The 13923-nt window shown below is 66.7% G+C and carries 11 protein-coding genes; 2 read left to right on the top strand and 9 right to left on the bottom strand.

The genetic code is table 11. The features are described from left to right. Together Q0R23_RS08885 and Q0R23_RS08890 are read right to left on the bottom strand one after the other, a co-directional pair. Positions 1–2093, bottom strand: a 2093-nt coding sequence (locus Q0R23_RS08885) for a phosphoenolpyruvate carboxylase (RefSeq protein ID WP_293912197.1), incomplete at its 3' end; no start/stop codon positions are given. 58 nt (positions 2094–2151) lie between these two features. Continuing rightward, a complete protein-coding gene (locus tag Q0R23_RS08890; protein ID WP_293912200.1) occupies positions 2152–2949 on the bottom strand; it encodes a TIGR00282 family metallophosphoesterase in 798 nt (265 codons plus the stop codon). 281 nt (positions 2950–3230) lie between these two features. On the opposite strand from Q0R23_RS08890, the gene Q0R23_RS08895 reads away from it, so the two are divergent. Further along, positions 3231–4277 (top strand): HD-GYP domain-containing protein, encoded by a 1047-nt coding sequence (locus Q0R23_RS08895; protein ID WP_293912201.1) that lies wholly within the window; start codon positions 3231–3233, stop codon positions 4275–4277. A gap of 474 nt (positions 4278–4751) precedes the next feature. Here Q0R23_RS08895 and Q0R23_RS08900 read toward each other — a convergent pair whose 3' ends face one another. The 7 genes from Q0R23_RS08900 to mraZ all read right to left on the bottom strand — a co-directional run bounded on the left by Q0R23_RS08900 (position 4752) and on the right by mraZ (position 13057). Then, complete coding sequence (locus Q0R23_RS08900; RefSeq protein WP_293912320.1) at positions 4752–5915, bottom strand: FtsX-like permease family protein; 1164 nt, start codon at positions 5913–5915, stop codon at positions 4752–4754. Positions 5916–6174: 259 nt separating this feature from the next. Continuing rightward, positions 6175–7839, bottom strand: coding sequence for a hypothetical protein (locus Q0R23_RS08905; protein WP_293912202.1), 1665 nt, complete (start codon positions 7837–7839; stop codon positions 6175–6177). A gap of 472 nt (positions 7840–8311) precedes the next feature. Beyond that, complete coding sequence (locus tag Q0R23_RS08910; RefSeq protein WP_293912203.1) at positions 8312–8812, bottom strand: hypothetical protein; 501 nt, start codon at positions 8810–8812, stop codon at positions 8312–8314. A gap of 723 nt (positions 8813–9535) precedes the next feature. Beyond that, a complete protein-coding gene (locus Q0R23_RS08915; RefSeq protein WP_293912205.1) occupies positions 9536–10891 on the bottom strand; it encodes a penicillin-binding protein 2 in 1356 nt (451 codons plus the stop codon). After that, the gene (locus tag Q0R23_RS08920; protein WP_293912207.1) at positions 10882–11454 is read right to left on the bottom strand and encodes a hypothetical protein; all 573 of its coding nucleotides are present in this window, start codon (positions 11452–11454) and stop codon (positions 10882–10884) included. Before Q0R23_RS08920 ends, Q0R23_RS08915 begins: the two co-directional genes overlap by 10 nt. Then, a complete protein-coding gene (rsmH, locus tag Q0R23_RS08925; protein WP_293912210.1) occupies positions 11451–12545 on the bottom strand; it encodes a 16S rRNA (cytosine(1402)-N(4))-methyltransferase RsmH in 1095 nt (364 codons plus the stop codon). The genes Q0R23_RS08920 and rsmH overlap by 4 nt, the downstream gene beginning before the upstream one ends. Before the next feature lie 83 nt (positions 12546–12628). Continuing rightward, on the bottom strand, positions 12629–13057 hold the full coding sequence (mraZ, locus tag Q0R23_RS08930) for a division/cell wall cluster transcriptional repressor MraZ (protein WP_293912212.1): 429 nt from the start codon (positions 13055–13057) through the stop codon (positions 12629–12631). A 437-nt stretch (positions 13058–13494) separates the two neighbouring features. On the opposite strand from mraZ, the gene Q0R23_RS08935 reads away from it, so the two are divergent. Next, a complete protein-coding gene (locus Q0R23_RS08935) occupies positions 13495–13890 on the top strand; it encodes a DUF423 domain-containing protein (protein WP_293912215.1) in 396 nt (131 codons plus the stop codon). Positions 13891–13923 lie beyond the last annotated feature (33 nt).

A 13923-nucleotide genomic window follows, 5' to 3' on the forward strand; every position in this document is an offset into this window, starting at 1 on the left:
GGCAAGCCGTACCAGCCGGGCAGGTTCGAGCGGTTCTGGGTCCAGCTCATGACCCAGGGGATAGCCCGCAGGTTGCTCAGGGTGGGCGCACCGGGCCGCCGCACCGGGCGCGAGGCGATGTTCAGGCGCGAGATCTCGTGAATGGGCGTGACCGCCTCGAAGAACGGCAGGAAGCTGGGGTCTTCGACCAGATCGCGGTACGCCTTGACGCTGACCGCTCCCGCCCGCGTCAGGGCTTCGGTCCAGGTTGGGTTCAGCTCTTTCTGGGGCCGCGCTGCCGAGAGCAGCAGACCATACAGCGCCTGTTCCAGATTGCGGTGGGCCAGCACCGGATGGCTGTACTTGTCGGCCAGCGCCTCGCCCTGTTCGGTGATGCGCAGCCCGGCGTCGATGGTGCCTGCCGGTTGGCCCAGGATCGCCCGCGAGGCCGGGCCACCGCCGCGCCCGATGCTGGTGCCGCGCCCGTGAAAGAATCTCCAGGGCACGCCCGCCTGCACGCAGACCGCGCTGACCCGCCGCTGGGCCTCGTGCAGCGCCCAGTTGGCGGCCAGGAATCCGGCGTCCTTGTTGGAATCCGAGTAGCCGAGCATGATCTCCTGCACGTCGCTGCCCAGCACGGCGCGGTATTCGGGCAGGCCCAGCAGTTCCCACATCACCGTGGGAGCACGTTCCAGGTCGCCCAGGGTCTCGAACAGCGGCACCGGCAAAATCCTGAAGCCGACCTCGCGGGCCAGCAGCAGCGGCTCCAGGATGTCCGACACCGACTCGCTCATGCTGATGATGTAGCGCCCGAAGGCGCGCGGGCCGACCTGCGCTACGGCTTTCTGCACTTCGCGGATCGGGCCGACGGTGCGCTCCAACTCGTCGGGCATCGGCGCGGCGGCGGGCCACAGCGGGCGGCGCGAGCGGAGTTCACTGCTGAGCACTTCCAGCTTGGCGTGTTCGGGCAACTCGGCGTAGTTGGCACTGACCCCGGCTTCCCTGAGCAGCAGCGCCACCGCCGCCCCGGTGAGCTGGCTGTGCTCGCGCAGATCCAGGCTCACCAGATGCTGCCCGAAGGTGCGGGCCACCGTCAGCAGCGGGGTCAGCAGTTGATCGGCGCTGCGGGCCTGGCCGCCTCGCCTTAAGCGGGCGTCGAGCGCTTCGAGTTCGGGCAGCACGTCCACTGGCCCATGATGGTCCGGGCCGCCACCGGTGCGCACGGCCAGGTGCAGGGCGCTGAGGGTTTCGCGGTAGGGCTCCTCGCCGCCGTCGTCCTGGCTGAGATCGGCATACGCCTGGCTGATCTGCGCCAGCAGCAGTTCGCGGGCACGTTCGCGGTGGAGTTCCAGCGTCTCGCGGGTCGCGTCCGGCGTCACAAACGGGTTGCCGTCGCGGTCGCCGCCCATCCACGAGTTGAAGCTCAGCGGCAGCCGGGCACTCGTATGCCGTCCGTAGACGTGCATGAAAGCCCGCTCCAGATCGCGTTGCAGCTTCGGCAGGGCCACGGCGATGATCGGCAGGTAACTCAGGCCGCCCTTCACCTCGTCTTGCACGGTGGGTTTCAATCTCCGGAGTTCGGGCGTGGACCACATCGCCTCGATGTGCGCCGCGACGCGGGCGGTGGCCTCCTCGCACAAATCTGGCAGGCTCAGCTCCGGAATGGTGCGGGCCACCTCGACCAGGTGGTTGCGCACGGTGCGGCGGCGCATCTCGGTGGGGTGGGCGGTGAAGGTCAGGCCCAGGTTCACGCGGGCGATCAGCGCCTCGGTGTCCTCGGCGCTGAGGCCCAGGTCCTTCAGGTCCAGCAGGGCACGCTCCAGACTCTGCGATCTGACGCCCTTGGTTTCCGACAGCACGCGCACCCGCTCGTATTCCTCGGCCAGATTCACGAGCTGGAAATACCAGGTAAAGGCCCGCACCAGGTTCTCGGCGTCGCCGGTTTCGAGCCCGGCAATCAGCGTCTGGAGCGCTGCTGAGCCCTCACCTTTGCGGGCGGCGCGAACGAGTGAGCGGACCTCTTCGACCAGGTTGTAGAACCCCTCGCCCTCCTGCTCCCTGAGCACCTGTCCCAGCGTGCGGCCCAGCAGATTCACGTCTTCACGAATGCCCATAGTGGTGTGCTCCTTGTTCATCGGGGGTGAGTGTTACTCAGGGGTGAGTCCGGCTTCTTCAGAGGGCCGGTTCCTCGCTGTGTCGTTCTCCGCTGTGTCGTTCCTCATGGTGATAGCGCCCGATCTTCAGGGTTCGGTTTGCTTTGATCTCCATCATCACGCCGTTGAGTTCGGCGCCCCCGTCCTTGACGGCGAAGCGATGGGGCCGCTCGGTGAGAAACTTCTGAAGAGGGCCTTCGGGGTCGGCGCCGATAATACTGTGCATCGGGCCGGTGAAGCCCGCGTCTGTCTGGAAGCCGGTGCCGCGCGGCAGAATGCGGGTGTCGGCGGTGGCCACGTGGGTATGCGTGCCGATCACGGCGGCGACCCGCCCGTCGAGGTGCCAGCCCAGCGCCGCCTTCTCGCTGGTGGCCTCGGCGTGAAAATCCACGATGACGCTGCCCAGGTCGCCCTGCTCCAGCAGCTCATCGAGGGCCAGAAAGGGATTGTGGCTGGCCTCCATAAACACCCTGCCCAGCGCGTTCACCACCGTCAGCCGCTCGCCGTTGACCTCGAAGGTCGAATACCCCCGGCCCGGCGTGCCACTCGGCAGATTCAGGGGCCGGATCAGGCGCGGGTCGCCGAGCAATTTGTATACGTCCTTGTGGTGCCAGGCGTGGTTGCCCAGCGTCACGGCGCCCGCCCCCGCGCCCGTGATGACCTCGAAGGCCTCGCGGTTGAGCCCGAAGCCCCCGGCAGCGTTCTCACCGTTGACCACCATGAAGTCGAAGCGCTCGCGCAGCGTCGGCAGGTGCGCGGCGATCAGGCGCCGACCAGGCCGACCGTAGACATCTCCCACAAACAGCACCCGCAACATGCTGCCCATGCTAGCGGCTCAGGTCAGCCCGGACGTCAGGTACGTTTACGCCGGGTATGTTCTACGCCGGGTATATTTCACGCCGCTCGCCGCCTGACCGGGTTTGCGGTGCTGAGGGGAGCCGGGAGGGAGGAAGGCAAGCTGGCCGGGTAGTCTTTTGCTTTTTGGATTTTCACGTAGACTGAACGCGTGATGAGTTTCGGCCACAACACCGGCAAGCTGACTGACCAGTCCATGTTTGGCCAGCTTCCGCTCGGTCTGCACCGGGAGTGTGGTGGCGTTTGAGCGGCCCCTTTCGCCGCTTTCCCTTCGACGACTCCTACCACGACGCCAGCGAGCAGATTGCCCCGCCGCCGCGCAAGCTGATCGCCGAGGAGGAAGTCGAGCTTCAGGCCGACGACGCCGCGCTGCTGGCGGCCCAGCCCTCGGCCCTGTTTTTGCTCGACCAGGCCGGGATCATCGTGCGCCTGGGCGGCAACTGGCAGACGGTCAGCGGCCTGAGCAGCGAACAGGCGATGGGCCGCCCGCTGCACCAGTTTCTGAAGTTGCCCCAGAGCAGTCACCCGCAGGGCCTCTATGCCGAATCCGGCGTCTGTGAGGAAGGCTCTGTCGGGCGCGGCGGCATCATGAAGCGGGTCCGGGTGGTCTGGAAGCGCGGCGAGAAGCTGACGGCGGGCCACCTGGAGTTGCCGGGCGCGGCGGCCAAGGTCGCCTACGAGCGCAGCGAACGCCTGCGCCGCGCCGAGGACGCCCTGGAGCAGACCATCGGTTGCCTGGGCACTACCCTCGACGCGGTGCAGGGCCAGCACGTCGTGCGGATGGTCTCGTATGCCATGCGGCTGGGCGAGGCGTATGGCCTGAGCGGTCAGGAGCTGAAATCCGTGCGCTGGGGCGCAGCGCTGCACGATGTGGGCAAGGCCCGCGTGCCCCAGGACATTCTGGGCAAGCGCGGCCCACTGAGCGCCGACGAGTTCGATGTGGTCGTGCAGCACCCGGTCTGGGGCGTGGAGATTCTGGAGCGTCTGGAGTTCTTGCCCGACGCTGCCCGCCAGGCGGTGCTGCACCACCACGAGCGCTGGGACGGTCAGGGCTACCCGGCGGGCCTGATGCAGGAGGGCATTCCCTTATCGGCCCGCATCGTCATGATCGCCGACGTCTTCGACGCCCTGACCAGCGACCGGTCCTACAAAACCGCCTGGACCCCTGGCGACGCCGCCGAGTTCATGATCCGCGAAGCAGGCCGCAGCTTCGACCCCAAGCTGGTGCGCCTATTCATCGAGCAGGTGTTGGACCTGGGGCATCTGTACAACGAGGCTGGCGGGGAATAGGGCGGCTGGACGGGCTGTTGGCGCTTGGGTGGCCTTGCTGGGCTGGACGTGTTCTAGAGCAGATGTCATAAAAAGGGTCTTTTTATGACCGAGCGGAGCGAGTAGTTTTAACTGAGCAGGACGCAGAATGGAGGCGCGCTAAGGCTGTTTTCCCCGTGGCGTCATTCTGCGTCCTGCTCTCAGCGGGAACGTTGGCTTTTTTAGGCGTCGGCGCTGAGCAAAGGCGTCGGCTCCCCCGTCCCGGTGGGGCGCCCGTGCTCCGCACCTGCCCATCACTGACTTCGCTGGAATAGTATGACCGACTTCAGCGAAGTCAGTGATGGGCGCATGCTTCGGTCTTTTGCCTCCCGTTTCAGGGGAGGTGGCCCCGAAGGGGTGATGCCCGGCGTCCCCTGAACGCCGCGAAACAATCATCCCTTCCCGCTCCCCACTACCCATCCTTCCCCACAAGCCACAAGCGGGCGCCTTTCCCCCTCACCGAATAATCCGCGCCGGTTCGATCCCCGCCGCCCGCCGGGCAGGGAGGAGCGCCGCGAGCAGGGTCGTGCTGATGCCCAGGGCGTTGACCCACAGCAGATCGGCGACCTTGACCTGGACCGGCAGGGCGGTGATGAAATACAGGTCGCCGGGAATCTGGAAGGGGCGAACGGTGAAATAGGCGCTAATCAGCAGGCCCAGGAGGTTGCCCAGCAGCAGCCCCGCCGCGCCCAGAGCCGCACCCTGCCACACGAAGGCCAGGCTGATATCGCGCCGGGAGGCCCCCATCGCCCGCAGAATGGCAATTTCCTGGGTCTTCTCGAAGACGGTCAGGGTCAGCACGTTGGCGATGCCGAAGGCGGCCACGATGACGATCAAGAAGACCACGAAGCCGATGACCTGCTTTTGCAGCTTCAGTTGGTCGAGCAGCGAGCCGTACAGGCTCTGCCAGGGCAGGCTGGCGTAGGGCAGGTTGCGGGTCAGGGCGTCGCCCACCTGCGGGGCCGCGTCGGGGTCGCGCAGCCGGGCCTGGTAGCCGGTGATGCGGCCCGGCGCGTTCTGAATGGCCTGCAAGCTGGAGAGCGGCACGAAGGCGTACTGGCTGTCGATCAGGTAGTTGCCGCTGCGAAAAACCCCGGCCACTTTCAGGCTGCTGCGCCGCAGGGTACTGTTGAGCAGCCGCAACGACTGGCCCTCGAAGGCGCCGAGGTTCTGGGCCAGGGCGCTGCCGAGCAGCACCTCGCCGGGTTTGAGGCTGGCCAGTTTTTTGCTTTCCTCGTCGGGCAGGGCCAGCACCCGCCCGGCCTGAGCGCCGACGCCGAAGAGGGTGGCGAAGTCCACGCCTGCGCCCCGGCCATCGCCCGCTGGGCGCGTCAGCAGCCCCTTGTCGGCCAGGAAGGGCGTCCAGGCGGTGACGGCCCGGTTGCTGGCCAGCTCGGCTTCCATCTTGGCGTCGGTTCCGCCGGGGGTGTAGCGGCTCAGGCTCAGGTGCGGGCTGGCGCGGAGGGTGGCCTGCACCAGCGCACCGGTAAAGCCGTTGGTCAGGCTCAGGGCGGCGATCAGTACCATCACGCCCACGGCGATGCCCAGCACGGTGCTGAGGTTCTGGGTCCGGCGGCGGCGCAGGTGAGCGCGGGCCAGCGTCAGCGGCAGCGAGTGCAGGCCCCTGACAGAGTGGGCAGATCGGGCGCCCTGATCGGTGGGCGGCTGGCTGGGCGGTGAATGCGGCGAAGTCGGCACGTCCGGCGAGGATAGCAGAGCGCAGGCGGGCGGCGAGGTGGCAGGGTCAGGGCCAGGCAGGGGCAACCTGCGCCGATTTGTTGTTTCCGAGCAACATTGACGAAAACGTCGTCCTGGCGCGGCCTGTGTCCCCTTACTGCACAGACGCTTACTGCACAGACCGCTTACTGTACAGACGCGCTCAACGCACGGCGGTGATGGTGACGGTGCGGCGGCCCCACTGGTAGGCCTGGCGGCGGCTGCCCATCCAGACGTCGATGGTGTTGCGCAACCGGGCGTTCATGGTGTCCTCGACGATGAACACGCGCCCGTTGAGCACGCCGCCCGCGTCCTGAATGGTCACGCGGGAGCCGTAGGGGAAGGTGCGCAGCAGGTCGCGGCTGAGCGCGATCACGCCGGGGCGCACGCGGGTGCCGGTGGCGGTGACGAACGGTGAGTTGTCGGTCTGGCCCACGTCGCTGCTATAGGCGGTGGCGCTGACGGTGCGCCGGGCGCCGTTGCTGACAGGTCGGCCCAGGCTACGGGTGCTGGGCGCGGCAGCCTGGAGCTGTGCTGGAGCTGGTTTGACGGCAATTGGCGCGGCAGCGACTGGTTTGGCTGCATCTGGCTTGGCCGTGTCTGGTTTGGCAGTATCCGACTTGACCGTATCTGCTTTGGCTATGTCTGCTTTGGCTGCGTCTGCTTTCACAGCGGCTGATCCGGCAGCGTCCGGCTTGACGGGAGTGGCTCTGAGAACCGTGGGCGCAGGTGGCCGGGTCGCCGTGACGATCTGCTTGACCGGCGCCGCCGTCCTGACCACGGCTGAGGCGGGCGCTTTGCGGGCGGTGGTGGTCAGCGGCGCGGACACGGCGGGCGTCCGCACCGTCACGTTGATAACCGGGGCGGGGGCGGCCTGTTGCGGCGTTGCCCGCGCCGGTTTGGCGGTAGTGGGCTTGGGGGTAGTGGGTTTGGCGGTAGTGGGTTTGGCCGTGACGGGTTGAGTGGCCTCAGCTTTTGTGGCCCCAGCCGTGACTTCCGGTACCGGTGCGTCGACGGTAATGGGTCTGGTGGGGACGGGCCTGACGACCACCGGCGCGGCAACGACTGGGGCGACCTGCGCCTGACCTACCGCTGTCTGGCCCACCATTGCCTGACCTACCGCTGCCTGGGCTGCTGCCTGGGAAGGGCGGCGCGGGTTCTGGGCCTGGAGCAGCCGCAGTCGGGCGAGCTGGCTGCCAGCCTGGGTGGGGGTCGCCAGGGCCAGGTCGACCACGCTGCCGGTCAGGGCGGCACTGGGCAGGACAGGCAGCTTCAGCTCGAAGAGCGCCTCCGGTGTGCTGGGCTTGACTGTGTTCGCCTGTGCAGCCCTGGGCTTGACCGTGCTGGGTCTGACGGCGCTGGGCTTGACAACATCGGGCGCCGGGCTGGCGTCGGTATCCTCGTTGAAGGTCGCCTGCGCCTGGGCCTCGGCCTCGGCCTGAATCTGGGGCGCGAGTTGTGCCGCACCGGCAGAGACCTGCGGGGCCGTGTCACCCGGCGCTGGCGCGGCGGCCACACCTTCTTGGGCCGCACCCTCATCCACCGTCACTTCCGGAATCGGCGCCGGAATGGTGCTGGTCAGCGGTAGCCTGGGCCACAACGGCGCTTCCTGGTGCAGCAGCAGCGCGGCACCGGCCAGATGCTGGGTGAGGGTGCTGCCCAGCACGCTGGGACTCAGAAACGAGGCGCTGCCCGACTGGTGAATGGCGGTCCCGGTTTCCGGTGGCGCCTGATCGGGGGCCGGTGTGGCGGGATTGGTGGTGGTCTGCGCCGCCGCAAAACCAGATAAGCCCAAAGCCAGGACACCCGCTACATGAACTCGTTTCAACATTCCACTCCTCAGTGATTCAGGCCGTGTTCAGGCCACCAGCTTGGGTCGTTCAGGGGTCGAGCAAAGCGTTGGGCGCCTGTGTAGAGCAGCTCATGCAGGATTTGGTCGAGTCGGGCAGATGGTGGCTTGACGCCTGCGACACCGTTCGGCAGGTCAGACCTGATCGGCCACGCTTGATTGGCCACGCTTGATTGGCAGAGGCCCGCCGCGTCAGGTTTCAGGGCAGATAACAGGACAGATAAATTGCTGGAAGCAACATGGTCGGTGCTGTGCCGCTCCAACCCAGAGCCTAAGTATGATGCGTGGGAGAATTATGAAATTTAGGCGAAATATTCTCATAGTAACGAGGACGCTGGTGACTATACACCCTAGAAGTGCCGTGCTGGACGCGAAAGATGGGTGAGAAGCATTCTCATCCTCTCACCCATTCTCTCATCAGATTGTGTGGCCGAAGAGCCGGTGAACCTCATTAACGGACGGCGGTCATTCTCACCGTTCGGGCGCCCCACTGGTACGCCTGACTGCGGCTGCCCATCCAGATGTCGATGGTGTTGCGCAACCGGGCGTTCATGGTGTCCTCGACGACGAATACGCGCCCGTTGAGCAACCCGGCGCTGTCTTGCAGGGTCACGCGGGAGCCGTAGGGGAAGGTGCGCAGCAGGTCGCGGCTGAGCGCGATCACGCCGGGGCGCGTACGGCTGCCGGTGGCGGTGACCGAGGGCGAACTGTCGGTCTGGCCCACGTCGCTGCTGTAGGCGGTGGCGCGAACGCTGCGGCTGGCGCCGTCGCTGCGGCCTACAGCCAGCTCCAGGCTGCCGAGTGGGGCGCCGACCTGGGCCTGGCCTGCCTGAAGCCCAGTCGATAGTTCAGTCGATTGGGCCGCCGCGAAGCTGCCGATGAGCAAGGTGACGGCGCAATACAGGCTGGCCGGGCGAAACAGACGAAGCAGTGGCTGAGGTGAGTTGGACATTGGACTCCTGGGGCGCCGGGCCGAAGTTGCTGCACGGACTTGCTGCACGGACTTGCTGCACGGGGCTGGCTGAACACGGTTGTTCGGGCGCGGAACAAGGGGCGAGGGGAAGATGGGGGGCGGATGCATGACGCTCAGTTCCCCGGCGGCGCCGGGCCACAGTGGAGGGCGCCTTCTGCGCGGGGCAGAAAGGCAGGGTGGCCGTGGACCTCTGCTCGGCGCCGTCTGGCACGAGCTGTACACCTGAGGCGGTGGAGCCGGGCTGCCCATCGCGGGCCAGCTCACCTCCACCGAACGGGCTCAGCTTAGGGAGAGCGCATGAGTGCTTTCTAAGGTACGCAGGTGCCTAGCTCACGAAGCAGTTTGAATATTTTTGAAAGAACAGACGTAAATTCTGCCTGGGACGAAATCAAAAATATGAGAAACGCTCTCATATCCTCACGCCACCTCTCATATGATCTGCCGGATATTGAACCGAGCACAACAAAAATTGGCGCCCCGACCTGAGCCGGGCGCCCTCTTTGTGGAGATCCTCACGTTACGGGGGGTGCCAAACGAGAGGACGGCCACCCTCTTCATGAAGTTAACCGTCCGGCTCTGGCAAGTCTCTCAGGTGTTGCTCATAACCTCACAGCGCTCTGACTGGCGCTGTTTTGATCGAGACTGCTTCGGCGTGCGCCTGCCCCTCACCCCTTACCGCCTCCACCGCCTCCCAAGAACCGCCTACTGCTGACTGCTGCTGTGGTCCTGACTGCTCTGGGCGGGCAGCGCGGCCCATTTGCTGATGATGGCCGAGGCCACGTCGCGGTAGATCGGGGCGGCCAGCATGCTGCCGTGGTAATCGCGCTTGGCCCCGTGGATCATCACGGCGATGGTGATGCGCGGCGCCTCGGCGGGAAAGAAACCCGCGAACACGCTGTCGTACAGTGTCGAGCTGTAGCCGCTGCGGGTGGCGACCTGGGCGGTGCCGGTCTTGCCCGCCAGCTCGAAGCCCTTGATGCCCGCCGGACCGGGAATGCCGTCCTTGATGACGTTGCGCAGCAACGTGTGGATGCTGCGGGCCGAGTCGGGCCGGATCACGTCGCGGCTCACTCCCGGCGCCTCGCCCTGGATCAGCCGGGGCGAGACGTAGCGGCCATCGTTGGCCAGCGCGTTGTAGGCGGCGGCCAGTTGCAGCGGCGTGACGGAGACGCCCTGCCCGAAGGAGTTGGTGGTGCGCACCAGGTCGTCCCACTTGCGCAGCGGTTGCAGGCTGCCGGTGCCGGTGACGACGGTGGGCAGGTCCACGTCCTGGCCGAAGCCGAAGGCCGCGAAATAACCGCGCAGTTTTTCGTTGGGAAAGTGCTCGACGATGTGCGACATGCCCACGTTGCTGGAGTAGCGCAGGACGCCCTGGGTGGTGAGCGTACCGGGATGCTGCACCGCGTCGCCGATGGTGTGGCCCCAGCGACCGCCGATGTAGCGCTTCATGGGCGTGCTGTAGCTGGTGGTCGGGGTGGTCAGGCCCTCGTTGAGCGCGGCTGCCACCGACAGGCCCTTGACCGTCGAGCCGGGTTCGAAGGTGTCGATGAAGGGCCGGTTGCGCCGCGACTCCGGCGAGGTGCCTCTCCAGACGTTGGGATCGAAGCTGGGGTAGCTGGCCGCCGCCAGAATCTTGCCGGTGCGCACCTCCATGACCACCACCGAGCCGTACTCGCCGCCGTGGCTGATTACACCCTTGGCCAGCAGCGCCTCGGCGGGGGCCTGGATGGCAGGGTCGATGGTCACCACCACGTTCTGCCCCGCCGAGAGCGGCCCGTTATAGGCGGCTTCCAGGCCCTCCAGGCCGTCGGTGGCGCCCATCATGCCCAGCAGTTGCCCGGCGAGCTTGCCCTGTGGATAGACCCGCTTGTCGTCCACCGTGCGGGCCAGCGCGGCGCCCGACTCGGTGACGATGCTGCCCCGGCTTTGCAGCACGGCCCGCTTGACGTTCTGGGGCAGGCCCCATTCGAGCTGGGCGTAGGCCCACACCAGCGACATGAAGGCGATCAGGGCGATGACCTGAATGATCTTGGAGCGGTTGCGAATTTTTATTTCCATTGGGTGGTTACCTCAAGTCGGGGCCGGATGGGTGCTGGAGCACTTGAATTCGCACGGTCCGGGCTTGAGGGCGGGTCGGTGCTGGAGGTCTGCTCGGCGGGCGCGGCACTCGGCGCTGCGCTGCCCTGCGCCGCCGCGCTGGAGGCGGTGAGCGGTTCGGGCGCAATGTTAATAGGCGCAGTGTCGATGGGCGCGGTATTGATAGGCGCGGTATTGATCGGTGCTGGGTAGCCTGATACCGGGTAGCCTGATACCGGGGGCAACGCCTGAATCTCGGTGGTGGTCTTGCTGGCCTGGGCGTAGGGCACCATGCCCTGAGCGGTGGCCCAGGCCAGGATGCGCGGCCCGGTGGTCAGGGTCTGGACTTCGAGTTCCAACTGGTCGTGCTTGAGCTGCAAGTCGGCCACGCTGACACGAAGCTCGCGCAGATCGCGGTAGGTGTAGCGGGTGGCGTAGCGCAGGCCCAGCAGCACGGCGACCAGCACCACATACAGCGTGGTGTAGCGCAGCGCCCGCGAACGCCACACCGCCGCGCTGGCCTGAAGCGGCAGCGGCTGGCTCACGACTGGCTGTCCTTGACCCGGTCGTGCTCAGTCTGGGCGTGGCCTGACTTGCGGGCGGCGCGTAACTTGGCGCTGCGGGCGCGGGGGTTGCGGGCCTGCTCGTTCTCGCTGGCCTCCACCGGGCGCTTGGTCAGGGCCTGGAGGTCCGGCTGGTCGCGGAAAAACCGCTTGACGATGCGGTCTTCCAGGCTGTGAAAACTGATCACGGCGATGCGCCCACCGGGTTTGAGCAACCTGGAAGCCGCTTCCAGACCACTGTTCAGGGCACCGAGTTCGTCGTTGACGTAGATGCGCAGCGCCTGGAAGGTCCGCCGCGCCGGGTGGATGCCGCGTGCGTGAGCGCCCGGATACGCCCGCTTGATGATCTCGGCGAGCTGGGTGGTGGTGGCAATCGGCGCCCGCTCGCGCTCGGCCTCGATGGCGCGGGCGATGCGGCGCGAGTGACGCTCCTCGCCGAACTCGAAGATGATGGCTGCCAGTTCCTCCACCGGGGTCTCGTTGATGACCTGGTAGGCGCCCTCGCCCTGCTGGCTCATGCGCATGTCGAGCGGCGCCTCGGTGTGGTACGAAAATCCGCGCTGGGCGTCGTCGAGCTGAAAGCTGCTGACGCCGATGTCGAGCAGCACGCCGTCGACGGCGCTGATCCGGTAGCCTTGCAGCAGGCGGTCCATCTCGCGGTAATTGCCCTGCACGATGGTCAGGCCCGCCAGCTCGCCCAGCCGGGATAGGGCGTAGGGATCCTGGTCGATGCCGTAGACGCTGGCCCCGGCCTTGAGCAGCAGCCGGGTATGCCCCGCGCCGCCCAGCGTACCGTCGACGAACACCTCGCCCGGCTGCGGGTCGAGCAGCTCCAGCACCTCGGCGGCCAGCACCGGCAGGTGCGAGAGGGCCAGACCCTCGCCGCCGAGTTCCGCGTCGGTGAAGTCGGAGTCCGCATCGGTCCTGACTAGATCGGTCCTGGCTAAATCGGTCCTGGCCGCGCTGATCCTGATGGCATCGAGATCGGCGTCGGCACCGGGCGGACGCGAGGTGGCGGGGCGGCCTGGCCGGGCGCTCTTTTTGGCTCTGGATTTTGAGGTGGATGCGGCCATTGAATTCCTGGGGAAACGGGTGGGAGACGGGGTAGGTATTCAGTACTCGTGGGCGCGGCGCCGTCATGTTCAGGCTGAGGTGCTCAGGCCACGAAGTTGACCAGCAGTTCGGGGTGGGGCGGGTTGTCCTGCACGGCCTGAATGGCGGCGTCCCAGCGCTGCGGGTTCCAGAGTTCCAGGCGTCCGGGGGCTCCGGCGACCACCACTTCGCCTTCCAGCCCGGCGAAGGTGCGCAGCGGTTGCGGCACACTCAGGCGGCTCTGGGCGTCCAGGCGGGCCTTGCTGGCCCCCGAATAGAAAAAGCGCACGAAGGCCCGGCTCTGGTTGTCGGTGAGCGGCAGGCCCTCAAGCTGCTCCTCGACGCGCTTCCAGCCGGACAGCGGAAAGAGGTAGAGGCAGCCTTCCATGCCGCGTGTCAGGATCATGCCGTCCTCGACAAACTCACGAAAAGCCGGTGGCATCACCACACGGCCTTTATCGTCTATCGCGTAGGGGTATTCACCGAACGGCACTTGAGGTCTCCTCGTGACCACCCGGTTTAGGGCGGTGCTCCCACCAGACCCTGCGGCGCCGCCACCGGGCAAAACCGACCAAAAAGTCGCCCGGAGCGCGTACAGAACCTGGTAGTGGGAGTGTAACACCCATTACCACGTTTTACCACTGTCTCCCACTTTGCGGCGCGAATCTGGAGATTGTGCCCCCCTTCCCCCACCTGAGCCTCTCCTTTTGTCTGAGTGGGTGTCTGAATGGGTGCCTGAACGAGTCCCAAGGCCGAGTGAATGCAGCGCCAGGTGAATGCAGCGCCGGGACACCTGCCGCCGGGCCGGGCGCCTAAGCTGGCCGTATGACTCAGGCTCCAGACTCTCTGTCCCGAACGGCGGAACCCCAGACGGTTGCAGCTCAGACGGCGGCATCTCAGATGGCGGCATCTCAGACGGCTGCATCTCAGATGGCTGCCAGACCGGCGGCGCGGCTTAACTCGGCGCTGTGGGGCGCCGCGCTGGCGGGCAGCGCGGTGGGCTTTGGCGCCTTCGGTGCCCACGCGCTCAGGGCCGTGCTCAGCCCTGAATACCTGGCCGTCTTCGAGACCGGCGTGCGCTATCAGATGTATCACGGCCTGGCGCTGCTGGTGCTGGGCCTCTACCCACAGCAGCGGCGCGGCCCGCTGTGGCTGCTGATCGGCACGTTGATCTTCTCGCTGAGCCTCTACGCCCTGGCCCTCAGCGGCGTGCGGGTGCTGGGCGCCGTGACCCCCATCGGCGGCGTCATTCAGCTCGTCGGCTGGGGGCTAGTGCTGCTGGATTCGCGCCGGAGGCGCGGCGCACAGCGTGTGGGAAGAGATTGAGGCCGGATTCGGAAAGCTGTTCGTGCTGGACGC

This window comes from Deinococcus sp. (assembly GCF_025362455.1).
In the GTDB taxonomy this organism is placed as follows: Bacteria; Deinococcota; Deinococci; order Deinococcales; family Deinococcaceae; genus Deinococcus.